Source organism: Streptomyces sp. H27-D2 (assembly GCF_035828615.1).
Classification (GTDB): Bacteria; Actinomycetota; Actinomycetes; order Streptomycetales; family Streptomycetaceae; genus Streptomyces.
The window spans coordinates 146,499-171,237 of the sequence record NZ_JAYMZR010000004.1 but is presented as its reverse complement, the minus strand read 5'-3'; the positions used below and the strand labels follow the sequence as shown (position 1 = coordinate 171,237).

Here is a 24,739-nt window from a genome sequence, read left to right as displayed (position 1 = left end):
GTACGGGGTACGGGGTGGGGGGTGGGGCGCGTGGGGCGCGTGGAGTGCGTGGTCGAGCCGGCGCGCGAGGTGCGCTGGGGCGTGCGGGCGGGGCGTGCGCTGATACGGGGTGCGCCGGTCGGCCGGGCCGGCCATCCGCACGTCCGCCCGTCCGTCCGTCCATATGACGGCGGACCGTCGGTCAGTCGCGTCCCAGGATGACCGTTCCCGAGGAGCAGAACCAGCCTCCCGTGCCCGAGGCGACCGCGAGTCGCGGGAGGCGGCCGCCCGGTTTGCGGGCCTGCCCCGCACCCGCCTCGCCGCGCAACTGTCGGACCGCCTCGACCAGCAGGAACAGCCCGCGCATCCCCGGATGGCAGGCGGACAGGCCACCGCCGTCCGTATTCGTCGGCAGCTCGCCGTCCCGCAGCAGCCGGCCCTTCTCCACAAACGCGCCGCCTTCGCCCTTCGCGCAGAATCCCAGATCCTCCAGCGTCACCAGGGTCATGTACGTGAAGGCGTCGTAGATCTCGGCCACATCGATGTCCGCGGGCCGCACGCCCGCCCGCTCGAACGCGAGCCGCCCGGAGACCGCTGCCGGAGAGACCGTGAAGTCCTCCCACTCCGACATGCCGGCGTGCGAGACGGAGGTGCCGGAGCCCAGCACCCACACCGGCGATTTGACCGTGTCGGGCACGTAGTCCTCGGCCACCATCAGCACGGCGCAGCCGCCGTCCGAGCGGATGCAGCAGTGCAGTTTGGTGAAGGGGTCGGCGATCATCGGGCCGGCCAGGACCTCGTCCACCGAGATCGGGTCGCGGAACATCGCGTCCGGGTTGCGCGCGGCGTTGGCGCGCGCCTGCACGGCGATCTCGGCCAGTTGCTCCAGCGTCGTCCCGTACTCGTGCATGTGCCGACGGGCGGCCATCGCGTACTTGGCGACCAGGGTGTGGCCGTAGGGGACCTCGAACTGGAGCGGGCCGCGCGCTCCGAAGGCGAGGTTCGATGTGCGCCGCTTGGCCTTGATGTCCGCGCGGGCGGTGGAGCCGTAGACGAGCAGTACCGCGTTGGCGTGACCGGCGGCGATGGCGTCCGCCGCGTGGGCGGCCATCACTTCCCAGGTGGAGCCGCCGACCGTGGTGGAGTCGACCCAGGTGGGGCGCAGGCCGAGGTATTCCGCGATCTCCACCGGGGCGAGTGTGCCCAGCCCGGCGGAGGCGAGGCCGTCGATGACCGAGCGGTCGAGCCCGGAGTCGGCGAGGGCGCGGCGGGCCGCCTGTGCGTGCAGGGCGTACGGGGTGGCCTCGTCGACCCGCCCGCAGTCCGCGAGCGCGACCCCGGCGACGGCGACGCGTCGGCGCGGAGGGTCGTGCGGCTGGTGCGGGCCGTGCCGGCCCTGGGGTTGGAGTCGGCGGGCGTCGGCGCGTCGGGCAGCGGACATGAATCTGACGGTACATCAGATTATCGCGGGTCGGCAGGGGGAGCGGCTGCCGACCGCCGCCTCGCGCAGGCATCGCGGCCCTAGGAAAGTGTCAGTGCCGTCTCTAGTATGACGGCCCGTCAGATCCGACGGATTGGGTTGTACGGCCGGGAGGAGCCCGCCGATGGATGCCGCGTTCACCGAGGAGCAGGACGAGATCCGCCGCACGCTGCGCGAACTGCTGCTCAAGCGCTGCGGACCGGACGAGGTCAAGGCCGCGGCACGTACCGCGGCGGGTTACGACGAGGAGCTGTGGCGGCGGCTGGCCGAGCAGCTGGGGCTGCCAGGACTGGCGGTGTCCGCCGAGTACGGCGGAGTGGGCTGCGGGGCCACGGAACTGGCCCTGGCCTGCGAGGAGACCGGCCGGGTACTACTGCCCTCACCCCTCATCGCCACGGCGGCGCTCGTCGCACCGCTGATCGCCGCGCTCGGCACCGCCGCGCAGCGCGCCGCGCTGCTGCCGCGCATCACCTCCGGTGAGCTGACCGGCGCACTCGCCGTGCCCGGCGCCGTGCTGTCCGCCGCGCTCGGACTGACCGGCGGGCACGACGGCGGGTGGGCGGGCGGCGGTCGCGCTGGCGGGGTGCAGGCGCGGGCGGAGGCCGGCGGATGGCGGCTGTACGGCGAGGCGGACCAGGTCCTCGACGGCCACAGTGCCGGGCTGCTGCTGGTGGCCGCCCACACCGGGGGTTATGCCCGCAGCCGCACTCTGATCTTCGTCGTACGGCCGGAGGCGGGGACGGGGGCGGGGACGGAAGCGGAGAAGGGAGCGGAGAGGCAAGCGGGGGCGGAAGCGGGCGCGGTGGGCGCTGGGGCGTGCGCTGGGGGCGCGGGGCTGGTCCGTACGCGCCTCACCGCGCTGGACGAGACCCGGCCGCAGGCCCGTATCGAACTGCGTGACGCACCGGCCGAGTTGCTGGGCGCGAGCGACGAGCTGGATGTCTCGGCCGCGCTGGCGGCGGTTGGCGCGGGGGCGGCTGCGGCGCTGGCGGCGGAGGCGGTCGGCGCGGCGGATCGCGCGCTGTCGCGGACGGTCGAATATGTGCGGTCCAGGGAACAGTTCGGCCGCCCGATCGGGTCCTTCCAGGCGGTGCAACACCGGCTCGCGGACCTGTACGTACAGGTCCAGGTGGCACGCTCTGCGGCCTATTACGCGGCGTGGTCCGCCGGGGCAGGCGACTCCGGGGCCGACTCCGGCGGAGCGGCCGATGCCAACGGGGCCAACGGGGCCAACAGGGCCAGTGGGTCCAGTGGGTCCAGTGGAACCGGACGGGCTGCGACATCAGCGGAGGTGGACGCGAGCCGGCGCGCGGTCGGCGGGCTGGCGCTGGCGCAAGCGCTGGAGGCGCTGCGGGCCGTGGCGGGCGAGGCGGTGCAACTGCACGGCGGTATCGGCTTCACCTGGGAGCACGACGCCCACCTCGCGTTCAAGCGGGCCGCTTCCGACGAATTGCTGTTCGGGCCCGTGCAGCGGCTCCGCGCGCATGCGGCCGAGCAGTCAGGTCTGTTCGGCTCTGGGACGGGGGAGTCTCAGGAGGCTCGGGCGGAACAGGGCGAGGGCCAGGGCCAGGGCCAGGCGCGAGAGGCGGTGAGCGGCTGATGGCCGTAGGGGCGCGGATGGTGCAGCGGGTCTCCTCGACCCGGATGTTCGGGCGGATCGCGCCGCATGTGATCCCGGCGATGGACCGCGCGGTGCACCGGCTGACGAGGGGCCGGGTGCTGCTGAGCGCCACGATGCTGCCGGGCGTGATCCTGACGGCGACGGGTGCCAAGAGCGGGCAGCCGAGGCGTACGCCGTTGGCCTGCATGCCCGAGAAGGGCGGCAGCTGGGTGCTGATCGGCAGCAACTTCGGGCGGCCGGGCCATCCGGCCTGGACCGGGAATCTGCTGCGGCACCCGGACGCGAACGTCAACTGGAAGGGCCGCGACATCCCCGTACGGGCGCGACTGCTGGAGGGGGCGGAGCGCGAGGCGGTCTGGAAGGCGGCGCTGAAGTTCTGGCCGCCGTACGCGAGCTATCAGGCGCGGGTGGAACGGGAGATCCGACTGTTCAGGCTGGAGCCGCGCGGCTGAGGGCGGGGAGGGGGCTTGCGGGACGCGGCATGCGCGGGGGGCGCAAGCCCGCGCCTGCGGCGCAACCCCGTCGCCCGCCGTCCCCAACTCGTCGCCCGTCGCACGCCATGCGTCGTGCCCGCGGCGCAGCCCGCCGCGCGCAGCCCGCCGCGCGCACACGGGCGCCGCCCGCCCCTCCTCGGCTCTCTTCTCCGGAGGGATGGTCGGCGCCCGTGTGCGAGGCGCAGCTATGGCAGGACGGGATGGGGGCTACGGCCCCGTGCGTCGAAGTGGAGCGAAGCGGGCCGCCGCGCTTTCGGCGCGGCGCGTCGCAGTCGGCGTGTGAGCGCCGGCGCTGCCCGCTTCGGCGGCTGGGGTTGCTTCGTCGGTTACTTCGTCGGTTTCTTGCCCGTGATGCCGAGGTGGACGAGCAGGGCGAGGTTCGGCTTGAGTTCGGCCTGTTTGACGCCCCAGCTCGTGAAGCCCTTCTGGTGCGAGGCGACCGCGGCGAGCATGGCGACGAGCGAGCCGGCGATGGCGGCGGGGCTGACGTCCTTGTCGGCCTTGCCCTTCGCCTGAAGGTCCTTGATGGAGTCGGTGAGGGAGTTGGTGACGGCGTTGAGGATCTTCATGCGGATCTTGTAGAACCGCTTGTCGCCCTCCGCCGCGCCGAGGTCCACGACGCGCAGAATCGCGTCGTTCTTGCGCCAGAAGGAGAGGAAGCCATCGACCAGTTCCTCGGCCGCCTGCCAGGCCGATTTGCCGATCCAGGTGCGGCCTGCGACCAGAGAGGTCAGGCTCGCGCCTTCCTTGGCCATCTCCTCCGCGATTTCGAGGACAGCGCCCTCTACGTCGGGGAAGTACTGGTAGAAGGTCGCAGGGGACGTCCCCGCCTTCCGGGCGACATCAATGACCTTGACGTCCCGGTAGGGCGATGAACTGAGCATTTCGCTGAGGCAGTCGAGCAGCTTCTGCCGCGTCGCCTGGCCGCGACGCCCGGCCACTCTGCCGTCGACGGTTCGAACTTGTCCTGTCATGCCGTCAGCTTACCGAGGGGTGAGAGGGGCGCGATTTGGCCGCATGCAAATGGGGAGACTGGCGGCTGTGGTCGAGAACATCCAGCTCAGCGCCGGTCGGCGGGCAGCCCTGGCGGAATGGGGAGCGAGCGTTATCGGACAGTTCTGTCGCCGGGGCCTGGGCCGTACCGGCGATTCGTCTTATCAACAGGCTGTGGATAACTTTTGCGGGCGATGTGCGGAAGTGCCGTACTCCTTTGGCACGGCACGACTAAAATGAACCGGGTGTTCGAGCATGGCTCGGGCGCAATGGAAGATCCCCGGTTAGCGTTGCGAATGCGACAGTTTCGCACCCTTCGTACGTATCCCTTACACGGGAGGAACCGGTCCCATGGCCGCATTCGTGGACGGTGCGCCCTGCTGGGCGGACGTCATGCTGCCCGACCTGGAAGCGGGCAAGCGCTTCTACGGTGAGCTGTTCGGCTGGACCTTCGAGGGCGGCGAGGAGAAATACGGCCGCTACACACAGGCCCTCCTCGACGGAAAGCGCGTCGCGGCCCTCGCACCCAAGCCCGACGGCCGGATGCCCACCGTCTGGAATCTGTACTTCGCGGTCCAGGACGCGGCCCGTGCCGCGGCGGCGATCCGGGAGGCCGGCGGCCAAGTGATCATGGATCCGACGCAGGTCGGCGAATTCGGCGCGATGCTGATGGCCGCCGACCCGGGCGGCGCGGTCTTCTGCTGCTGGCAGCCGGGCAGCCATCCCGGTTTCGAACGTCAGGACGTCCCCGGCACGTATTGCTGGACCGAGGTCTACACCCGCGAGCCCGAGGCGGTGGACGCCTTCTACGGCAAGGTCTTCGGCTTTGAGATGGCGGGGGAGAGCCTCGGGCAGCAGCCGAGCTCGGAGCGGGGAGGCCCCGAGCGGGCAGGCCCCGAGCGGGCAGGCCCCGAGCGGGCGGACGCGGCGAAAGCAGGGGAGTCCGCCGACCTTGACGACCCCGACTCCGACCCCGACTCCGACCCCGACCCCGACCAGACCGCCCCTGACCAGGCGAATCCCGCCCCCAGCGTCTTCGATTTCAAGATCTGGGCGCCCGCCGGGCAGCCCGTCGACGCCGAGCACGCGGTCGGTGGCCGCTGTGTCCTCGACGACAGTTTCCCGGCCGAGCTGCCCGCCCACTTCCTCACCTACTTCGCGGTGGCGGACTGTGACGCGGCGGTCCGCAGAGCCCGGCAGCTGGGGGGCCGCGTCAGCCGGGAGCCGCAAGACACGCCGTACGGCCGTTTCGCGATTGTGATCGACGACCAGGGGGCGAGTTTCGCCGTCATCGACCTCGCGGAAGAGGACTGACGGCTCCCCGGCCACCGCCGGGGAACTTCCAACTACCCTTGTCGGACTGCGGACGGCGCAGCCCGGCAAGGGTTTTGGGCTGCTCGTCCGACCAGCCGTCCGATGCGCCGCAGAGCTTTGCGGGCAAGGGACGGCCGTGTTCCGACCCGTCCGACGGGGTGCCCGGGACGCGACCAAGCGCCCCCGGGTTCGCAACCGCCGCCTGAGCCAGGAAGAATCAGGCTGTGTACCCCAGGACGGTTGGCAGTGAGACGCTGCACGGGGGACCCACGGGGAGGTGGCAGGTAAGTAGTGGAGCAGCTGACGCAGCACGACCCGAGACGGATCGGCCCGTTCGAGGTGCTCGCCCGACTCGGTGCCGGCGGCATGGGGCTGGTCTATCTCGCCCGCTCGGCATCAGGCCGGCGGGTAGCGATCAAGACGGTACGGACCGAGCTCGCCGAGGACCAGCTGTTCCGGGTCCGCTTCACACGTGAAGTGGAAGCGGCCCGCGCGGTCAGCGGCTTCTATACGGCTGCCGTCGTGGACGCCGATCCGCGCGCCGCGGTGCCCTGGCTGGCCACCGCGTACGTCCCGGCGCCCTCCCTGGAAGAAATAATCAACGAGTGCGGCCCGATGCCCGCGCAAGCCGTGCGCTGGCTGGCGGCCGGGATCGCCGAAGCCCTCCAGTCCATCCACGGCGCGGGGCTCGTCCACCGCGACCTCAAGCCCTCCAACGTGCTGGTCGTCGAGGACGGTCCGCGCGTCATCGACTTCGGCATCGCCTCCGGGGTGTCCAACACCCGGCTGACGATGACCAACGTGGCGGTGGGCACGCCGGCCTACATGTCGCCCGAGCAGGCGCGGGACTCACGCAGTGTGACCGGCGCGAGCGATGTCTTCTCGCTCGGCTCGACGCTCGTCTTCGCCTCCACCGGGCACGCCCCGTTCCACGGCGCCAATCCGGTCGAGACGGTCTTCATGCTGCTCCGGGAGGGCCCCGATCTCGACGGGCTGCCGGACGAGCTTCGGCCGCTCATCGACTCCTGTATGGGCATGGCCGCCGAGCACCGGCCGAGCCCCGCCGACCTCCAGTCACAGCTCGCGCCGCACCTTTTCGGCTCCGGCGACGACGACAGCGGTACGGCGTCGGCCTGGCTGCCCGGCCGGGCCGTCGCGATGATAGAGCAGCGACGCGGCGGCCGGGTGGCCGCCGCGAAAGCCGCCGCGGGCGCGACAGCAGCCGCTGGCGCGGGCCGGGACTCCGGAGCCGGACGCGGCCGTGCGCCGCAGGAGCCGCCGCCGCGCGGTGCCGCCGCCCCGCAGGCCCCGGTGCTGCCGCCGCCCCCTGCGTACGAGCCCGCGCCGGGCGCCGGCGAGGCCGTCGGCGGCTCCGACTGGGACGCTGCCTGGCGCGGCTCGCCCGTGGGCCCCGGCGGTCCCGGCGCGGCGCGCCGGGACCGCCCGGCCGCACGGCACGGCGGCGACCCGCGCAGCATGACCGTCGGCCCCGAGCCGGCCGGCTACCCCGGCGAGGGCCCCGAGGGCCCGGGGCGCTCGGGACGGGGCGCGCACGCCGCGCCCACCGCAGCGCCCACGCGCGCCCCCGCGCCCGTCGCGCACGCCCCCGTCCCGTCGGCGGCCGTCGGCGGGCCCGGCCGCGATGGACCCGTACGGCTGCCCGGCTCCCAGGTGCCGATCGGGCCCGGTCCGCGGGTCGCGGACGGCCGTGACGCGCAGGGCCACGCACAGGCGCAGCCGGACGGCGGCCCCGCCACCGCCTGGGTGCGACCGCCCAACGGCGCGGCCGGCCCCATGCCGGGGCTGGCGGGCGCGGTGAGTACGGACGCCCCCGCGGCGGCCGTGCCCGCACCCTCCCCGGCCGGTGACAGCGCGATCGGCGGGATCGGACCGGGCTCCGGCTCGCCCGTCGGCCAGTCCGGCGAACCGGCCGCCGCACAGGGCGCGCCGGGTGCGCCCGCGCGCTGGCGGCCATGGCGGTTCCGGATGTCGAACGACGTGTGGGGCACCCCGACCGTCGCCGACGACCGGCTCTACGTCACCTCGTTCGAAGTGCACGCCCTCGACGTGGCCACCGGCCGCCGTCAGTTCAAGACCCGCGAGGTCGCCTGGGCCATGGCGGTCGCCGGCGGCCGTATCCACGCCTCCGACGGGCCGAGCCTGTACGCGCTCGACGCGGCGGACGGCACCGAGCGGTGGCGGCTGAACACCGACGGCTGGGTCTACTCCGTACAGGTGGACCGGGGCACCGTCGTCACCGGAACCCGCGGCGGCGGCGTCCAGGCGTGGGAAGCGGCCAGCGGCGAGCTGCTGTGGGAGATGAGCGGCGCGCAGGCCGACTTCGAGACGCCCGAGGCGGGCCCCGCCATCCACGACGGCACGGTCTTCGTCTGGGCCGACGCCCGGCTGCGCGCCCTGGAGGCCCGCACCGGCACCGAGCGCTGGTCGTACCCGGTGGGCGACGCGGCCTCGTGCGGCGGCGTGCCGATGCGGCTGCTGCCGGCGGCCGACGGGTCCGTGTATGTGACCGCGGGGACGCGCGTGCTGTCCATCGACATCGCGCGCGGCGAAGTGCGCTGGCGCTTCGAGGCGCCCGCCGTCTTCCTCAGCCCGCCCGCGTACGCCCCGGGGCCGGCCGTCACGGGCGGCGGCGTGTACGTCGCCGACTACCTCGGCACGGTCTACGCGCTGGACGCGGCCGACGGCCGGGACCGCTGGCGGATCGCGACCGAGTCGCGGCAGAGCGTCGAACCGGTGCTCGTCGCCGACGGCTCGGTCCACCTCGGCAGCGGTGGCGCGCTCTACACGCTGGACGCGGTCACCGGCACGCCCAAGTGGCGCTTCGCGGCGGGCGGCGACGTCATCGGGTCCCCGGTCGTCGCGGACGGCCGGGTGCACTTCGGCTCGGCCGACCACTGCCTCTACACGCTCGACGCGGTGGGCGGACAACTGCGCTGGAAGCTGGCGACGGGCGGCGAGATCACCGGCTCGCCGGTGGTGGCCGCCGGCGTCGTCTACGCGTGCAGCAAGGACCGTTGCGTGTACGCGCTGGACGCGGTGAAGGGAACGGGGACGGGGCGCTCGGCGTAGTCGTGGTTCGACGGCCGGCCGCCGCTCACCAGCGCGGGCCGTCCGGGGGCTGCTGCGCCGGGGGCCGGTCGGCGGGCGCTTCCCAGGGGGCCGGCTCTCCGTAGGACTGGTCGGGCCAGGGGGCCTGCTGCTCGGGGTCCGGGGGCGTGGCCGACTGATGATGTACGGGTGGCTGCTGCACGGACGGCTGTTGGGCGGGCGGCGGCGGGACCGGGTGCCCGCCGGTGGTCTCCTGGCCCGGGTACTGGTCCGGGTACTGGGTCGGGTACTGGCCGACGTCCTCTTGGACCGGGAGAGTCTGCGTCGTGGGCCCCTGTTCCGGCATCGGCTGGTGGTGCCCCATGTGCCCCTGGGTGTCCCAGCCCATGGAGTCGACCTCCGGGTACGGGGCGTGCGGTTGGCCGGGACCGCCGGTGTCGGAGGGCCTGCGGCCGAGCGAGCGGCGGCCGCTCATGATGACGGCCGCGATCAGCAGCAGCAGCCCGCCGCCGAACGCGTAGGCCACGCCCAGGCCGAGCCCCTCGCCGTCGCCGCCGACCGTCAGCGTGCCGGACTCCTGCCCCTGCCGGACCATCCACAGCACGGTGAAGCCCAGCGCCACCACGCCCGCGAAGCCGGTCAGCAGCCGCGAGCGCAGCAGTAGCCCGATGAGGGCGAGCACGGCCGCGAACGCCATCGGCAGCAGCAGGGAAGCCGCCAGATCGGGACGGTCGGACGTGATGCCCCGGAAGAGGTCGTCAACGGCGAAATCACGCCCCTGACGGCCTTGGTACCAGGGCTTGAAAGGGCTGCGGACGGCGGCTGCCGCCCCGATGACGGCCACCACGGAGCCGATCACGTTGCGCACCATGGGCTTCGACCCCGTTCTCTGTAGGCGTTACGACGCTACGCCGGGCCCGGGGGAGTCGCCATCCGGGGCAGCGGCGTCGGGGGGTGCGGGGCGCTGCTAGCGTGGCGCGTTCATCGCTTCCATCGGGGGAAACATGGGAAACACGGCACGTCGTCATATGCGACTCACAGCAGTGGTCTTCGTCGTTCTCGTCTCGCTGACCGGATTCCGGGGCGGCGGGCACGGCGGTCACGGGAGCCGCAGCCACGGGAGCGGCGGCGGTGGGTGCAGCAGCAGTTCGAGCGACAGCTCCAGCTCCGGGTCGAGCTCCAGCGGCTCCAGTGGCTACCGCAGCGACTATGACGATGACGACAGCGACGACTACGGCGACGACGACTACAGCGGCAGCTCGTCGAGCGGCAGCACCGACAGTTCCACGAGCAGCGCGAGTACCGGCCAGGCGGAGGCGCGGGTCATCAAGTGCGTCGGGGCCTCCGGCACCGGCAAGAGGCGCGGGTCGAAGACCGGTTCGCGGAACGGGACGGGGAGCCGCAGCGCCGCGACCGTCGAGGTCCGCAACACGAGCAGCGTCTCGGTGGCGTACACCGTCGAGGTGGACTTCAAGGACAACGTCGGCAAGCTCCTGACCAGCGGAACCGCGGTGACGACGCTGGACGGTGGCGAGACCGGGAACGTCGACGTCCTTCCCACCGACTCCACTGCAACCAAGCGCATCACCAAGTGCGTCCTCGACTCCGTGTCCTGAGTCGGCGCCCTGACGATTTGGGGGCGTGGGACGTCATTGCTAATCTGACGTGCGCCCGTCAACTGGGTGCCCATTCCAGCCAAATTTCTGGGTTCAAACTTCGGGGGTAGAAGCGTGAAGCTTCGTCATGCGCGCGCAATCGCTGTGTTCGGGATCGCGGTTGTCGCGCTCACGGGAGCACGTGGCTCGCACGGCGGCGGCTGTGGTGGATCGAGCGGTAGCTCCAGCGGCGGAAGCGGCGACAGCGGTTCGTCCTCCAGCTCCAGCTCCAGTTCCGGTGGCATCGGCTCGGGCGGCAGCCGGGCCGGCGACGCCAAGCGCGACGTCGACATAGCGAGCTGCGGGTTCGACGCCTCCGGCAAGAACATGCTCGCCAAGCTCAAGGTCAACAACACCAGCTCGACGTCCGACTACTCGTACAACATCACCGTCGAGTTCCAGACAGCGAGCAAGACCTCGGTCGGCACCGCGACGGTCAGCAACCTCAGCGTGACCTCCAGCGCCACGGCGGAGAGCGAGGCCACCACGCCCTACACCGGGACCGGCGACGGCTCCGAGGTGACCCGCTGCGAGGTCACCAGCGTCAACCGCAGCTGACCCCCGGCCGGTTCGCCGGCCAGGGGGGTTGTTCGTGCCCGCACGAGGTCGCGTCCCGCGACCCCGTGCCGGTTTGCCCGTGCCAGCCGCCCCGTGCCCGTCATCCCGTGCCCGTCATCCCGTGCCCGTCACCGCGTGCGGAACTCGCGGGTGCGCGCCGTGAAGAGATCCGCTTGCCGCTCCGGCTCGATGTTGCCCAGCGCGATCAGATGCGGCGCGTGCGCGAGCGCCTGCGTGCGCGCCGCCTCCTTCGCCGCCCAGAGGGCCCGCACCGTCCCCTGCACCGCCTCGGTCGGGTAGGACGCGATGACGGCGGCGGCGCGCACCGCGGCCGCTGCCGCCATGCCGGGCGGCGTGATCTCGGAGACCAGTCCGGTCCGGTGGGCACTCCTCGCGGACAGCCGCTCGGCCGTGCCCATCAGCGACATCCGGGCGACCTCGCCGAACGGCATCCGCTGCGCCATGGAGATCGCCTCGTAGGCGCTGACCATGCCGTAGGTGGTGTGCGGGTCGAAGAAGGCGGCGTCCTCGGAGGCGATGATGAACTCGCTCTCGCCCAGCAGATAGAAGGCACCGCCGCAGGCCATCCCGTTGACGGCCGCGATCACCGGCTTCCACAGGTCGTTCGCCTTCGGCCCGATGGCGAGCAGCGGATCGTCCATGGAGTACGGCGAGCCGGGCTGCGGCACCTCGGCCGACCGGTCGATGCCGGTGCAGAAGGCGCGCTCGCCCGCGCCGGTCAGGACGATGGCGCGGACGGCGTCGTCGTGCCGGAAACCGCGCCAGACGTCGGTCAGTTCGGCCGCCGTCGGCAGATCGATCGCGTTGTGCCGCTCTGGGCGGTCGATGGTGACGACCGCGACTCCGACGTTGCCCCCGCCGCCGTCCCCGTCTCCGGCGGCCATCTCGACGCGTACGGCCTTGGCCGTCATGGCCGCTCCAGCAGCCAGCGCGGGACCGTCAAGCCCTCGCCCGTGTCATGGAAGGCGACCTTCACCGCGGCGCCGATGCGGAGCTTGGCGGGGTCGACGGAGTTGATCGGGGCGTCCGCCGAGGTGACCAGATTTCCGACCAGCCGGATCGCGGGCGCTTCGGCCAGCTCGACCACGATCGTGTTGTAGGGCGCCAGGGCCGCGTAACCGGGCAGCAGGGGCGGGTGCGGCAGTACATACGACCAGATGCGGCCGCGACCGGTCATCCGGCGCCACTCGCTGTCGAACGACTGGCAGCGCGGGCAGCAGGGGCGGGGCGGGAAGCGCGGTTCGCCGCAGCCGGCGCACGCCTGGACGCGGAGTTCGCCGCGCGCCGCGTACTCCCAGAAGGGCGCGCCGTCCTCATCGGGGACAGGTATCAAAAGTCCGGTAACAGAATCTGTCATCTGTCAGTCAGTTCCTCTCGACTCGCAGTTCACAGTTCACAGTTCGCAGCTCGCAGCCGGCGGACCGAACCCCGCAACTCGCAGTTCGCAGCTCGCAGTTCGCAGCCGACGGGCCGAACCCCGCCGCTCGCCGCGCGGCGTTCGGCCTGCGGCCTTCAACTTCTCAGCAGCAGGGCCGACGTCGGGACGCCCTCGCCCGCCGTGACCAGGCAGGTCGAGGCGTCCGGGACCTGGGCGGTGGATACGCCGCGCAGTTGCTTGACGCCTTCGGTGATCAGGTTGAAGCCGTGTACATACGCCTCGCTCAGCCCGCCGCCCCCGGTGTTGATCGGGAGCCGGCCGCCGCTCTCCAGCGCGCCGCCCTCGGTGAAGGAGGCTCCTTCACCGCGTCCGCAGAAGCCGTACCCCTCCAGGGAGAGCGGGATGAGCGGGGTGAAGGCGTCGTAGATCTGCGCCACGTTGACGTCCTGCGGCCCGAAGTCCGCGGACTTCCACAGGTGTCGGGCGGCGGTCCAGGACGGGCCGGTCAGCGGGTCGTCCGTCCAGTAGTTGACCATCCCGTGGTGCTGGGCGGGCAGGCCCTGGGCGACCGAGTGGACGTAGACGGGCCGCTGCCGGCAGTCGCGGGCCCGCTCGGCCGAGACGATGACGCAGGCCAGCGCACCGTCCGTTTCCAGGCAGTTGTCGAAGAGGCAGAGCGGCTCGCTGATCCAGCGGGCCGTCATGTACGACTCGCGGGTCATCGGGCGCTCGTACATCATCGCGGCGGGGTTCTGGTTGGCCCGGTTGCGGCAGGCGAGCGCGACGTTGAAGAGGTGGTCGCGGGTCGCGCCGTACTCGTGCATATAGCGCCGGGCGAGCATGCCGATCTCGTCGGCGGGGCGCAGCAGCCCGTACGGGCGGGTCCACTGGGCGGGGGTGGGGAGCTGGGCCGTGGTGTTGCTCCAGGGGCGCGGCCCCGAGCCGCGTTTGCGGGACCGCCAGGCCACGCCGACGCTCGCCTGCCCGGTGGCGATCGCCCCGGCGAGATGGGCGACGGTCGCGCAGGAACCGCCGCCTCCGTAACCGGTCTTGGAGAAGAACGTCACGTCGCCCGCGCCGATCGCCTTGGCGACCTCGACCTCGTCGGTCTCCTCCATCGTGTACGAGGCGAAGGCGTCGACCTCGGACGGATCGATGCCCGCGTCCGCGAGCGCGGCGGTGATCGCGCGGCAGGCCAGGGTCTTCTCGGATTCGGGCAGTTGTCTGGCGAACGCCGTCTGCCCTATGCCGACGATCGCTGTAGCGTCCTTGAGGGTTGCCCCCATCGCCACCTCCATGGCCCGTCGGCAGTGCTGGCACCGTCGACAGCGACATTGCTGACAGCGGGGAACGCTACCGCTAATCTGACGGGTAGTCAGCTATTTCGGTGGAGGCTCTGGAGGCTCTTGATGTGCGGTGACCTGGAGTTGGGGAGTATCCCGGGGCTGGTACGGGCGGCCGCGGAGCGATACGGCGAGCGCGAGGCGGTGGTCGACGGCCGGACCCGGCTCTCGTACGCGGAGCTGGGCGAGCGGGTCGAACGGGCCGCCGCGGCCTGCATCGCGGCCGGAGTCGAGCCCGGCGACCGGGTCGCGGTCTGGGCCCCCAACACCGTCGACTGGATCGTCTCGGCGCTGGGCTCGGTGAGCGCGGGGGGCGTGCTCGTCCCGGTCAACACCCGCTTCAAGGGGGCCGAGGCCGCGTACGTCCTGGAACGCACCCGCGCCAAGCTCCTGTTCATCACCGGCACCTTCCTGGGCACGTCGTACGTCGCCTCGCTGCGGCGGGCGGCGGGGGAGGGGCCGGGCGCGGCCCAGGACGAGCGCCGCGCTCCGGAGGCCGGCCGGGACCCCGCTTCGAGCGCCGGGCAGACCCCCGCCGCCCCTGGCACCGCCCCCGCCCCGCTCCCCGGGCTGCCGCACCTCCGTGAGGTCGTGGTGCTGTCCGACGACGCGCCGGCCGACTTCCGCAGCTGGAAGGAGTTCCTGGCGGGCGGCGACGGGGTCGCGCCGCGCGTCGTGCGCGAGCGGGCGGACGCGGTGCGGCCGTCCGACCCCTCCGACATCACCTTCACCTCGGGCACGACGGGCCGGCCCAAGGGCGTGGTGATCACCCATGAGCAGACCCTGCGCGTCTATGAGGTGTGGAGCGAGTTCGCGGGGCTGGTCGCGGGCGACCGCTATCTGATCGTCAACCCGTTCTTTCACACTTTCGGCTACAAGGCGGGCGTCATCGCCTGCCTGGTGCGCGGCGCGACGATGGTGCCGCAGCCGGTCTTCGACGTGGACACCGCGCTCGCCAACATCGCGGCCGAACGGATCTCCGTACTCCCCGGCCCGCCCACCCTGCACCAGTCGATCCTGGACCATCCGGCGCGCGGCGCGCACGACCTGTCGGCGCTGCGGCTGGTGGTGACGGGCGCGGCGGTCGTCCCGCTGGAACTCGTGGAGCGGCTGCGCAGCGAACTGCGGATCGCCACCGTGCTGACCGCGTACGGCCTCACGGAGGCGTCCGGCACGGTCACGATGTGCCGCCGGGGCGACCGGGCCGAGGTCATCTCGGGCACTTCGGGGCGGGCGATACCCGACACCGAGGTCAAGGTCGTGGGCCCCGACGACGCCGAACTGCCGCCCGGGTCGCCGGGGGAGATCGTCGTGCGCGGCTACAACGTGATGTCGGGCTACTTCGAGGACCCGCAGGAGACCAAGAAGGCCATCACGGCGGACGGTTGGCTCCGGACGGGCGATGTGGGGGTGCTGGACGCGGACGGCAATCTGCGGATCACCGACCGGATCAAGGACATGTTCATCGTCGGCGGCTTCAACGCCTACCCGGCCGAGATAGAGCTGCTCATCGGGCGGCATCCGGACGTCACGGAGGTGGCGGTCGTCGGGGTGCCGGACGGCAGGCTCGGCGAGGTCGGCAAGGCGTACGCGGTACGCAGGCGCGGCGCGACGCTGACCGGCGACGAGCTGATCGCCTGGGCCCGGCGGGAGATGGCCAACTACAAGGTGCCGAGGGAGGTCGAGTTCGTCGGCGAGCTGCCGCGCAACGCGAGCGGCAAGGTGCTGAAGACGCGGCTGCGGGCGGGCCCGTAGCCGGACGCGGGCTGGACGCGGGCTGGATACACGGGCTGGACGTAGCCGGGAGCGGGCCGAACGCGGGCCGAACGCGGTCGGGGGCCGGCCGGATGAACCGGCTCGGCCCCCGCTCCGTACGCCCGGATCAGGACGCGTGGGAGTCCAGCGGTCCCGTCTGCGAGGGCTCGACGGTCCGGTACGAGACGCTGTCGCCGGCGCCCTGCTGGCTCTTGCCGAACGTCGCGCCTCCGGAGGCGTGGCTGTCGGCGACTGCCGTACCGGCGGCGCCCGCGGTCGCGGCGGCCGCTATGACGAGCGTGGCGAGGGCCTTCTTGATGCGGGTCATTCCAACTCCTATGGGACGAACGTAGTTGTCGTTATCAGGCGAACCTAGCGCCAGGGGGAGCAAACGTTCGAGGCTCCTGGCTTGAAGCCACGAAAGGTTGGCGCGTTCCGCACGCGCCAGGGGCCGGCTCTGACGGCTTCCCCTCCCCGCCGTCAGCGCCGGCCCCTGCCGTCCCCCGTGCCTTCCCCCGTTCCCGTGCCTTCCCCCGTGGTATTTCCCCCGTGCCGGCCCTCCCCCGAAGGCCGGTCTTGTCCCCCGTGCCGGCCCTCCCCCGAAGGCCGGTCCCCCCGTGCCGGCCCTCCCCCGAAGGCCGGCCGTTCATGGTGGTGGTGCGCTTACGGCTGCTCGGAGGACGCGTGGGCGTCCTGAGGGGTGGGCGTACCGCCGCTGGCATGCGCGTCCATCGTGGTGATCTGCTCACCACTGGCGTGGGCGTCGGTGGGCTTGACGTCGCTGGCGTGGGCGTCGGTGGGCTTGACGCCGCCGGGCTTGCGCTTCTTGGCTTCGCTCATCGCAATCAGCTCCAATGGCTGTTCTCGTTGGGTGGCAGAGCCCACCCGGCAGCTCCCCCGTGGGCGGCCGGGCGGGCCTCTCAGGGCCGTTCACCTTATGGGTGAGGCCTCACCAGCGGCCCGTCTGCCCCCCGACACGACGGACCGTTGGCATTGAGATTGCCGTGCCCCGATAAACGATTGATGAACGCCGCCAAAGCGGCTCTACGCAGCCGCGCACGGGGTCAGCAGAGCCCGCACCTCACCGGCTTCGGACGCGCCCAGGTGTTCGAAAATCGACAGGGCTTCGCGCCAGCAGGCCTGCGCCCTGTCGGTCTGGCCGACCTCGGACAACGCGGTGCCCAGCACGGTCAGAATGGTGCCGCGCCGCCACTCCCCGCCGATGCCGCGCAGCGCCAGCGCCTGTTCGGCGTGACCGGCGGCCTGGGCGGGCCGGCCGGCGGCGAGGTGGGCCTCCGCGAGCCGGAAGTGGGCCATGCCCTCCCAGAGCGGCTGCCGGCTGTCGCGGAAGATGCCGAGCGCCTCCCCGAGGCAGTCGAGCGCCTCCGTGGTGCGGGCGGCCCGGGTCAGGGCGAGGCCCAGCGCGTACTTGCCGTTGGCGAGCCGCAGAGCCAGCCCGAGGCTGTCGTAGATGTGGATGCCCTGCTCGGCCAGCTCGACCGCGCTCGCCGTACGCCCGGTGGCGAGGTGGACGCGCGAGAGGTTGCACAGCACGGCGGCCTCGCCGGGGTGGTTGCGGTCCGCCCTGAAGGCCGTCAGGGCCTGCTGGAGGTACGACTCCGCGTCGTCGTGCCGGTTCTCGTAGATCGCGATGATGGCGCGCTGGTTCGGCGCCTGGCCGCAGGGCACCGGGTCCCCCGCCTCGCGGCCGAGCAACAGCGCCTTCCCGGCCTCCTCGTCGGCCTGGGCGAACCGGCCGGCGACGCTGTAGGCGTGCGTCAGCATCGTCCTGGCCCGCGCCTCGGCCTGCGCGTCGCCCGCCCTCGCGGCGGCGTCGGCGACGGCCGTAGCGGCCCGCTCGAACTGCCGGGAGTTGGCCCCCGACTCGGCGAGGTCGACGGCGGCCATCAGCACGTCGGCGGCGCGCCGCAGCATGCCGGCGGTCGCGGACTGCTGGGCGCACGCCAGCACGCAGTTGGCCTCGGCGAACAGCCAGTCCAGCGCGGTCTCACGATCGGGGATGAGGAGACCGGGATGTCGGGTGGGCTCGAAGTGGTCGTGTACGCGCTCACCCGGCCGCTCCAGCGCGTAGACCGCGGCCGTCGTCGCGAGGTAGAAGTCCAGCAGCCGGGAGAGGGCCGCGTCGCGCTCCTCCGGCGGCTGCTCGTCGCGCTCGGCGCATGCACGCGCGTAGAGCCGGACCAGGTCGTGGTAGCGGTAACGGCCGGGAGCGGCCGACTCCAGCAGGCTGGTGTCGACGAGCGATTCGAGCAGCTCCTCGGTCTCGTACGGGTCGCGGTCCAGCATCGCGGCGGCGGCGGACAGTGAGATGTCCGGCCCTTCGGCCATGCCCAGCAGCCGGAAGGCGCGCGCCTGCTGGGGCTCCAGCTGGCTGTAGCCCAGTTCGAAGGTGGCCTTCACCGCGAGGTCGCCGGCCTGGAGCTCGTCGAGGCGGCGGCGCTGGTCGGCGAGCTTGCGGGCGAGTACGGAGACCGTCCAGGTGCGCCGCGAGGCCAGCCGGGAGGCCGCGATGCGGATCGCCAGCGGCAGGAAGCCACAGGACGCGACGACGTCCATCGCCGCGTCGCGCTCCGCGCCGACCCGCTCGGCGCCGACGATCCGGGTGAAGAGGATGAGCGCCTCCTCGGGGCTCATCACGTCCAGATCGACCAGATGCGCGCTCGCGAGGTCCACCATCCGGGCCCGGCTGGTGATGAGCGCGGCGCAGCCCGCCGTGCCCGGCAGCAGCGGCCGGACCTGGGCGGCGTCACGCGCGTTGTCGAGCAGGACCAGCACCCGGCGGCCGTCCAGCGTGGAGCGGTAGAGCGCGGCGCGCTCGTCCATTGAGTCCGGGATCGCACTGTCGGAGGTGCCCAGCGCGCGCAGGAACGCCCCGAGGACCGCCTCGGGTTCGGCGGCGCGGGAGCCCGCGCCCTGGAGGTCGATGTAGAGCTGCCCGTCGGGGAAGTGGTGCCGGGCCGCGTGTGCGACGTGCACGGCCAGCGTCGTCTTGCCGACGCCGCCGATGCCCGCGACGGCCGAGACCGCCATCACCCGGCCCTCGGCGGTGATGAGCTGCTCGCTCAGCTCGGTGACGAAGGCCGCGCGGCCGGTGAAGTCGGCGACGGTGGCGGGGAGCTGGGCGGGGCGCACGAGCACGATGGGCTGCGCGTCCGGCTCGGCGGCCGGGACGGCCAGGCCCGCGTCGGCCTGCAGGATGCCCTGGTGCATCTCGGCCAGCTCCGCGCAGGGGTCGACGCCCAGCTCGTCGGCGAGCAGCCGGCGGGTGTCGGCGTAGACGGCCAGCGCCTCCGCCTGCCGTCCGCTGCGGTAGAGCGCGAGCATCAGCTGCCCGCGCAGCCGCTCCCGCAGCGGGTGAGCGGCGGTGAGGGCGGTCAGCTCCGAGATGGCCTCGGCGTGCCGGCCGACCTCCAGGTCCATGTCGAGCCGCGACTCGATGAGCTGGAGCCGCCACTCCTCCAGCCGGGTGCGCTGGGTCTCGGCGTACGGGCCGGGGATGCCGGCGAGCGGCTCGCCCTCCCACAGGCCGAGAGCGAGGTTGATCAGATCGCGGGCGCGGGCGCGATCGCCGTTGCCCAGCGCCTTCTCCGCGGTGCCGGCGTACTGCTCGGCGAGGGCGAGGTCGAGCCCGCCCGCCGAGGTGCGGATCGCGTAGCCGCCGGACTCGGTGATCAGGTCGTCGGCGTGCTCGCCGAACGCCTTGCGCAGCCGGGACGCGTAGGTGCGCAGCGCGGCCAGCGCCTGTGAGGGCGGCTCCTCGCCCCAGAGCGCGTCCACGAGTTCCGAGGCGCTCGCGGTGCGCCCGCCGCGCAGCAGCAGAGCGGCGAGCAGGGCGCGCTGCTGCGGCGAGCCCGGCGGCAGCGGTTCCTCGCCGAGCCAGGCGCGTACGGGTCCGAGTACGGCGAAGCGAAGGTGCCGCTCGTCCTGTCGCCGCTGCTGCCCGCGCTGCCCCGATTCTTGTCGCTGCCTGCCGATTCGTCCCTGTCCGGCCGGCGCCTGCGGTGCTCCCGGAGCCTCCGGCGCCCGCGTTGCGGAGCGGCCGCGCGTGCCGCTGCCACCGTCCATCGCTGCCCCCTGTTGTCAGAGTCCTGTCGCACAGGTCAGTTTGCCTTGTTCATGACTCCCGCGTCAGTAGGGGCCACTGGCTCTACACAAGCCCGGTACGCCGGGACCCTCGCGCCGGGCCCGTCCGGGCGTTCGTTACGCGGTTCGTTCCGCGGGTTGCTACGCGGTTCCTCGGGCTCCTTCGCGGGGTGATGAGTCGTCGGTCCGGGGCGTGGGCCTGGCCTGTTGGGGTGCACGGGTCCGGTTCGCGGGCCGGCGCGGGTGCGGGGGGCTGCCGTGCCAACTTAGCTGACGGATCGTCAGATCAGCGCTACCGTGTCGGCCATGGAGAGCTTCCCGAAGATAATCTCGGTGGACGATCACACGGTTGAGCCCCCCGACGTCTGGCGCGACCGACTTCCGTCGAAGTACCGGGACGTCGCACCGCGCATCGTGCGGGCCCCGCTGAAGGAAATGACCTTTGTCGGCGGGAAGTTCGCGCCGGTGATGGGCGTGCCCGGCGACGACGGGCCGATCGCCGACTGGTGGGTGTACGAGGATCTGCACCGGCCGCTGACCCGGCTGGACACGGCCGTCGGCTACGACCGGGACGAGATCCGGCTGGAGGGCATCACCTACGAGCAGATGCGGCCCGGTTCGTATCTGGTCCCGGACCGGCTGGCCGACATGGACGTGAACCACGTCCAGTCCGCGCTCTGCTTCCCCACCTTCCCGCGCTTCTGCGGCCAGACCTTCACCGAGGCCAAGGACCGCGAGCTGGGGCTGCTCGGGGTGCGGGCGTACAACGACTGGATGGTGGACGAGTGGTGCGGTCCTGACGCGCACGGCCGGCTCATCCCGCTGACCCTCGTTCCGCTGTGGGACGCCGAGCTGGCGGCGGCGGAGGTGCGGCGCAACGCGGCGCGGGGCGTGCGCGCCGTCTGCTTCAGCGAGATCCCGCCGCATCTGGGCCTGCCGTCCATCCACACCGACGAGTGGGACCCGTTCCTGCGGGCCTGCGACGAGACCGGCACGGTCATCGCCATGCACATCGGCTCGTCCTCGAAGATGCCGTCCACCTCGGCGGACGCGCCCCCGGCCGTCGGCTCCACGATCACCTTCGCCAACTGCTGCTTCTCGATGGTCGACTGGCTGATGTCCGGCAAGTTCGAACGCTTCCCGAACCTGCGGATCATGTACGCGGAAGGCCAGATCGGCTGGATCCCGTACATCCTGGAGCGCGCCGACGTGGTCTGGGAGGAGAACCGGGGCTGGGGCGGCGTCGCGGACAAGGTGTTCCGGCCGCCGTCCGAGCTGTTCACCGAGCATGTCTACGGCTGTTTCTTCGACGACGCCTTCGGGCTGCGCAACCTCGACGCGATCGGCGCCGGCAATGTCCTCTACGAGACGGACTACCCGCACTCGGACTCGACCTGGCCCAAGTCCAGGGAGGTCGGCGAGGCGCAGATGGGGCACCTGGAGCAGGGCGTGGTGGAGCGGATCGTGCGCGGCAACGCGATCGAACTGCTGGGGCTGACGCCGGACGGGCTGTGGGCGGGGGCGGGGGGCGCGGCGGGGTAGTGGGCGGGGGCGCGCCGGGGCTTGTTGGTTTCGGGGCTCGCCCCGTCCGGCAGCGCCGATCCGGCAGAGCACCGATACGGCAGCAGTTACGACGATGGGGCCGCACGGGCGGGCGCGAGGCCCGCCGCAGGCCCGAGGGGAGGCCACCCACGTGGTCCAGATCGTGCCGGCAGAGCAACTGGTGTACGGGATGCAGCTCCCGATCCAGTCGCAGAGCACCATCTACGCCGAGTCCTGGGAGGCGGCCGCGGGTCCGGACGATCTCGCGGAGATCGCCCGCGCCGCCGACCGGCTCGGCTTCTTCTACATCGCCTCGTGCGACCACGTCGCGATCCCGCGCCGGCTCGCCGAGGCGATGAGCACCGTCTGGTACGACCCGGTCGCCACCCTCGCGTTCCTCGCGGGGATCACCCAGCGGGTACGGCTCATGAGCCATGTCGCCGTGCTCGGGCTCCGGCATCCGCTGGCCACGGCCAAGCAGTACGCGACCCTCGACCACCTCAGCGGCGGCCGGCTGATCCTCGGGGTCGGGGCGGGACACGTACAGGAGGAGTTCGAGGTGCTCGGCGCCGACTTCCGGCGGCGCGGGGCGGTGCTCGACGAGTCGATCGACGCCCTCAAGGCCGCGCTCGGTCCGGAGGAGTTCCCCCGTTTCGAGGGCGAGTTCTACCGCTTCGAGGGGCTGGGGCAGGCGCCCCGGCCCGCCCAGTCGCCGAGGCCGCCGATCTGGGTCGGCGGCTCATCGCCCGCCGCGGTGCGCAGGGCCGCCGTGCGCGGCGACGGCTGGCTGCCGCAGGGCGACCCGCGCGAGCGGCTGCCCGGGCAGATCGCCAAGCTGCTGGCGCTGCGCGAGGAGGCGGGCAACGCCGAGCCGCTCACCATCGGCGCCATCGCCGAACCGCTGTACGTGGGCGAGCCGGGCTGGGAGGTCGGCCGCCGGGTGCTGTCCGGCAAGCCGGAGGCGCTCGCCGAATCGCTGCGCGAGTACCGGGCGATGGGCGTGCGGCAGATCCAGGTGCGGTTCCGCAGCCGCAGCCGGGGCGAACTCACGGATCAGATGGCGGCATTCGCGGCCGGGGTGGCTCCGCATCTCAACGATTGAACGGTTGCTTTTGAACGACTGATTGTGGCTCCGCGTCTCGGCGGTCGGCGTTCCGTCGGCGGGCGGCGGGCAGCAGACAACAGGAATCAGCGGGCAGTTCCGGGCGGGCGAGGAGCGGGAGACAGTTATGGGCAAGCTCGACGGGCGCGTCGTCGTCATCACCGGTGCGGCGCGCGGGCAGGGCGAGCAGGAGGCGCGGCTGTTCGCGGCCGAGGGGGCGCGGGTCGTGCTGGGCGATGTGCTCGACGAACAGGGCGCGGCGCTGGCCGAGGAACTCGGCGCGGACGCGGCGCGTTACGTCCACCTCGACGTGAGCAGCGAGGACGACTGGACGGCGGCCGTCGCCGCCGCCAAGGCCGCCTTCGGGAAGATCGACGGGCTGGTCAACAACGCCGGAATCCTGCGCTTCAACGAACTGGTGAACACTCCGCTGGCGGAGTACCAGGCCGTGGTGCAGGTCAACCAGGTCGGCGTGTTCCTCGGGATGAAGGCCGTGATCCCGGAGCTGGAGGCGGCCGGCGGCGGCACGATCGTGAACACCGCCTCGTACACGGCGCTGACCGGGATGGCGTACCTGACCGCGTACGCGGCGACCAAGGCCGCGATCGTCGGGATGACCCGGGTGGCGGCGATGGAGCTGGCGGCCAAGGGGATCAGGGTCAACGCGATGTGTCCGGGGGCGATCGACACGCCGATGACCAACCCGGACCAGGTGCCGGCCGGGGTGCGGGCGGGCGGCGGTCCCCCGGCGGCGGAGGCGGGAGAGGCGGGAGAGGCGGGAGAGGCGGCGGAGGCGGCGCAGGAATCAGCGCAGGCATCGGTGCGGGCGCTGGACGAGTTCTACGGAAAGCTCGTGCCGATGGGGCGTATCGGGCAGCCGCAGGAGGTGGCCAGGCTGGCGCTCTTCCTCTCCGCCGAGGATTCCTCGTACATCACTGGGCAGCCTTTTGTCATCGACGGCGGCTGGCTCGCGGGGGTTTCGGTTCTCTGAGCCGGTCCCCGGACAGCCTGATCTGACGTCTCGTCAGGTATTGACGGCTCGTACGGCCGGTGCGACAGTCGACTCAATCTGACGATGCGTCAGAAACTTAAGGACGGTGAACCTCCTTGGAATTCGGGCTCTTTGTACAGGGATATGTGCCCGCCTCGCGGGCGAAGGCAGACCCCGAGGCCGAGCACCACGCGCTGATGGAGGAGACCGAGTACGTCATCCAGGCGGACAAGTCCGGCTTCAAGTACGCCTGGGCCTCCGAGCACCACTTCCTGGAGGAGTACTCGCACCTCTCGGCCAACGATGTCTTCCTCGGATATCTCGCGCACGCGACCGACCGCATCCACCTGGGCTCGGGCATCTTCAACCCGCTGCCGCAGGTGAACCACCCGGTCAAGGTCGCCGAGAAGGTCGCCATGCTCGACCATCTCAGCGGCGGCCGCTTCGAGTTCGGCTCGGGCAGGGGCGCGGGCAGCCACGAGATCCTCGGCTTCATCCCCGGCGTCACCGACATGAACCACACCAAGGAGATCTGGGAGGAGACGATCGCCGAGTTCCCCAAGATGTGGCTCCAGGACGAATACCCGGGCTTCGAGGGCAAGCACTGGTCGCTGCCGCCCCGCAAGATCCTGCCGAAGCCGTACGGGAAGTCGCACCCGGCGATGTGGTACGCCGCCGGGTCGCCGTCCTCCTACGCGATGGCGGCGAAGAAGGGGCTGGGCGTCCTCGGCTTCAGTGTGCAGAAGGTCTCCGACATGGAGTGGGTCGTCGACTCGTACAAGACGGCCGTCAAGGAGGCCGAGCCGATCGGCGACTTCGTCAACGACAACGTGATGGTGACCTCGACGGCGATCTGCGCGGAGACGCATCAGAAGGCGGTCGACATCGCGGTCGGCGGCGGGCTGAACTACCTCCAGTCGCTGCTGTTCCGCTACCACGACACCTTCCCGCGGCCCGAGGGCATCCCCAAGTGGCCGGCGCTGCTGCCCGAGTACACCGAGGAGATCATCGAGCTGCTCATCGCCGAGGAGCTGATGATCTGCGGTGACCCGGACGAGGTGTTCCTCCAGTGCAAGCGCTGGGACCAGGCGGGCGCGGACCAGCTCTCCTTCGGGCTGCCGATCGGGATCTCGTCCGAGGACACGCTCAACACGATCAAGCTGATCGGCGAGCACGTCATCCCGAAGATCGACACGGATCCGGTACACCGGACGAACCGCTTCCGGCAGGCCGCCGGGGCTTGATCCCGCCCCGGCCCGTGACGTGATCCCCGGCCGGGGGCCCGATCCCGGGCCGGGGCTCGATCCCGGGCCGGGGCTCGATCCCGGGCCGGGGGGCGC

General features: G+C 72.1%; 20 protein-coding genes. 11 read left to right on the top strand and 9 right to left on the bottom strand.

Annotated elements, in window-relative coordinates; genetic code table 11:
• Positions 1–181 precede the first annotated feature (181 nt).
• A complete protein-coding gene (locus QMK28_RS03235; protein WP_326435409.1) occupies positions 182–1,420 on the bottom strand; it encodes a thiolase C-terminal domain-containing protein in 1,239 nt (412 codons plus the stop codon).
• A gap of 163 nt (positions 1,421–1,583) precedes the next feature.
• On the opposite strand from QMK28_RS03235, the gene QMK28_RS03230 reads away from it, so the two are divergent.
• Both QMK28_RS03230 and QMK28_RS03225 read left to right on the top strand, forming a co-directional pair.
• Complete coding sequence (locus tag QMK28_RS03230; protein ID WP_326435408.1) at positions 1,584–3,059, top strand: acyl-CoA dehydrogenase family protein; 1,476 nt, start codon at positions 1,584–1,586, stop codon at positions 3,057–3,059.
• Positions 3,059–3,532 carry a nitroreductase family deazaflavin-dependent oxidoreductase gene (locus QMK28_RS03225; RefSeq protein WP_326435407.1) on the top strand — a complete coding sequence of 158 codons (474 nt, stop codon included), beginning with the start codon at positions 3,059–3,061 and terminating at the stop codon, positions 3,530–3,532. Before QMK28_RS03230 ends, QMK28_RS03225 begins: the two co-directional genes overlap by 1 nt.
• 368 nt (positions 3,533–3,900) lie before the next feature.
• Here QMK28_RS03225 and QMK28_RS03220 read toward each other — a convergent pair whose 3' ends face one another.
• Positions 3,901–4,548 (bottom strand): TetR family transcriptional regulator, encoded by a 648-nt coding sequence (locus tag QMK28_RS03220; protein WP_326435406.1) that lies wholly within the window; start codon positions 4,546–4,548, stop codon positions 3,901–3,903.
• A 370-nt stretch (positions 4,549–4,918) separates the two neighbouring features.
• Between QMK28_RS03220 and QMK28_RS03215 the strand changes: the two genes are divergently transcribed.
• Together QMK28_RS03215 and QMK28_RS03210 are read left to right on the top strand one after the other, a co-directional pair.
• Positions 4,919–5,881, top strand: a complete 963-nt coding sequence (locus QMK28_RS03215) for a VOC family protein (protein ID WP_326435405.1) — start codon at positions 4,919–4,921, stop codon at positions 5,879–5,881.
• Positions 5,882–6,172: 291 nt separating this feature from the next.
• Complete coding sequence (locus QMK28_RS03210; RefSeq protein WP_326435404.1) at positions 6,173–8,971, top strand: serine/threonine-protein kinase; 2,799 nt, start codon at positions 6,173–6,175, stop codon at positions 8,969–8,971.
• Between the two features lie 25 nt (positions 8,972–8,996).
• Here QMK28_RS03210 and QMK28_RS03205 read toward each other — a convergent pair whose 3' ends face one another.
• Positions 8,997–9,821 (bottom strand): hypothetical protein, encoded by an 825-nt coding sequence (locus tag QMK28_RS03205; protein WP_326435403.1) that lies wholly within the window; start codon positions 9,819–9,821, stop codon positions 8,997–8,999.
• Positions 9,822–9,978: 157 nt separating this feature from the next.
• Between QMK28_RS03205 and QMK28_RS03200 the strand changes: the two genes are divergently transcribed.
• Positions 9,979–10,566 carry a hypothetical protein gene (locus QMK28_RS03200; RefSeq protein ID WP_326435402.1) on the top strand — a complete coding sequence of 196 codons (588 nt, stop codon included), beginning with the start codon at positions 9,979–9,981 and terminating at the stop codon, positions 10,564–10,566.
• Positions 10,567–10,710: 144 nt separating this feature from the next.
• Entirely contained in the window at positions 10,711–11,163 is a 453-nt protein-coding gene (locus tag QMK28_RS03195; RefSeq protein ID WP_326435401.1) for a hypothetical protein, read from the top strand.
• Between the two features lie 128 nt (positions 11,164–11,291).
• Here the strand turns inward: QMK28_RS03195 and QMK28_RS03190 are convergent, their stop codons facing one another.
• The 3 genes from QMK28_RS03190 to QMK28_RS03180 all read right to left on the bottom strand — a co-directional run bounded on the left by QMK28_RS03190 (position 11,292) and on the right by QMK28_RS03180 (position 13,848).
• On the bottom strand, positions 11,292–12,095 hold the full coding sequence (locus QMK28_RS03190) for an enoyl-CoA hydratase/isomerase family protein (RefSeq protein WP_443050518.1): 804 nt from the start codon (positions 12,093–12,095) through the stop codon (positions 11,292–11,294).
• Positions 12,092–12,541, bottom strand: coding sequence for a Zn-ribbon domain-containing OB-fold protein (locus tag QMK28_RS03185; RefSeq protein ID WP_326435400.1), 450 nt, complete (start codon positions 12,539–12,541; stop codon positions 12,092–12,094). The genes QMK28_RS03190 and QMK28_RS03185 overlap by 4 nt, the downstream gene beginning before the upstream one ends.
• 155 nt (positions 12,542–12,696) lie before the next feature.
• The gene (locus QMK28_RS03180; RefSeq protein WP_326435399.1) at positions 12,697–13,848 is read right to left on the bottom strand and encodes a lipid-transfer protein; all 1,152 of its coding nucleotides are present in this window, start codon (positions 13,846–13,848) and stop codon (positions 12,697–12,699) included.
• A gap of 123 nt (positions 13,849–13,971) precedes the next feature.
• On the opposite strand from QMK28_RS03180, the gene QMK28_RS03175 reads away from it, so the two are divergent.
• Positions 13,972–15,660 carry a fatty acid--CoA ligase family protein gene (locus QMK28_RS03175; protein WP_326435398.1) on the top strand — a complete coding sequence of 563 codons (1,689 nt, stop codon included), beginning with the start codon at positions 13,972–13,974 and terminating at the stop codon, positions 15,658–15,660.
• A 127-nt stretch (positions 15,661–15,787) separates the two neighbouring features.
• On the opposite strand, the gene QMK28_RS03170 is transcribed toward QMK28_RS03175, so the two are convergent.
• From QMK28_RS03170 to QMK28_RS03160, 3 genes are all read right to left on the bottom strand, one after another.
• On the bottom strand, positions 15,788–15,988 hold the full coding sequence (locus QMK28_RS03170) for a hypothetical protein (RefSeq protein ID WP_326435397.1): 201 nt from the start codon (positions 15,986–15,988) through the stop codon (positions 15,788–15,790).
• Between the two features lie 335 nt (positions 15,989–16,323).
• Positions 16,324–16,500 carry a hypothetical protein gene (locus QMK28_RS03165; RefSeq protein ID WP_326435396.1) on the bottom strand — a complete coding sequence of 59 codons (177 nt, stop codon included), beginning with the start codon at positions 16,498–16,500 and terminating at the stop codon, positions 16,324–16,326.
• 204 nt (positions 16,501–16,704) lie between these two features.
• Positions 16,705–19,746, bottom strand: coding sequence for an AfsR/SARP family transcriptional regulator (locus QMK28_RS03160; protein WP_326435395.1), 3,042 nt, complete (start codon positions 19,744–19,746; stop codon positions 16,705–16,707).
• Between the two features lie 324 nt (positions 19,747–20,070).
• On the opposite strand from QMK28_RS03160, the gene QMK28_RS03155 reads away from it, so the two are divergent.
• From QMK28_RS03155 to QMK28_RS03140, 4 genes are all read left to right on the top strand, one after another.
• The gene (locus tag QMK28_RS03155) at positions 20,071–21,306 is read left to right on the top strand and encodes an amidohydrolase family protein (RefSeq protein ID WP_326435394.1); all 1,236 of its coding nucleotides are present in this window, start codon (positions 20,071–20,073) and stop codon (positions 21,304–21,306) included.
• A 190-nt stretch (positions 21,307–21,496) separates the two neighbouring features.
• Positions 21,497–22,408, top strand: a complete 912-nt coding sequence (locus QMK28_RS03150; protein WP_326435425.1) for an LLM class F420-dependent oxidoreductase — start codon at positions 21,497–21,499, stop codon at positions 22,406–22,408.
• Positions 22,409–22,535: 127 nt separating this feature from the next.
• A complete protein-coding gene (locus QMK28_RS03145) occupies positions 22,536–23,399 on the top strand; it encodes an SDR family NAD(P)-dependent oxidoreductase (protein WP_326435393.1) in 864 nt (287 codons plus the stop codon).
• A 116-nt stretch (positions 23,400–23,515) separates the two neighbouring features.
• Positions 23,516–24,643, top strand: a complete 1,128-nt coding sequence (locus tag QMK28_RS03140) for an LLM class flavin-dependent oxidoreductase (protein WP_326435392.1) — start codon at positions 23,516–23,518, stop codon at positions 24,641–24,643.
• Positions 24,644–24,739 lie beyond the last annotated feature (96 nt).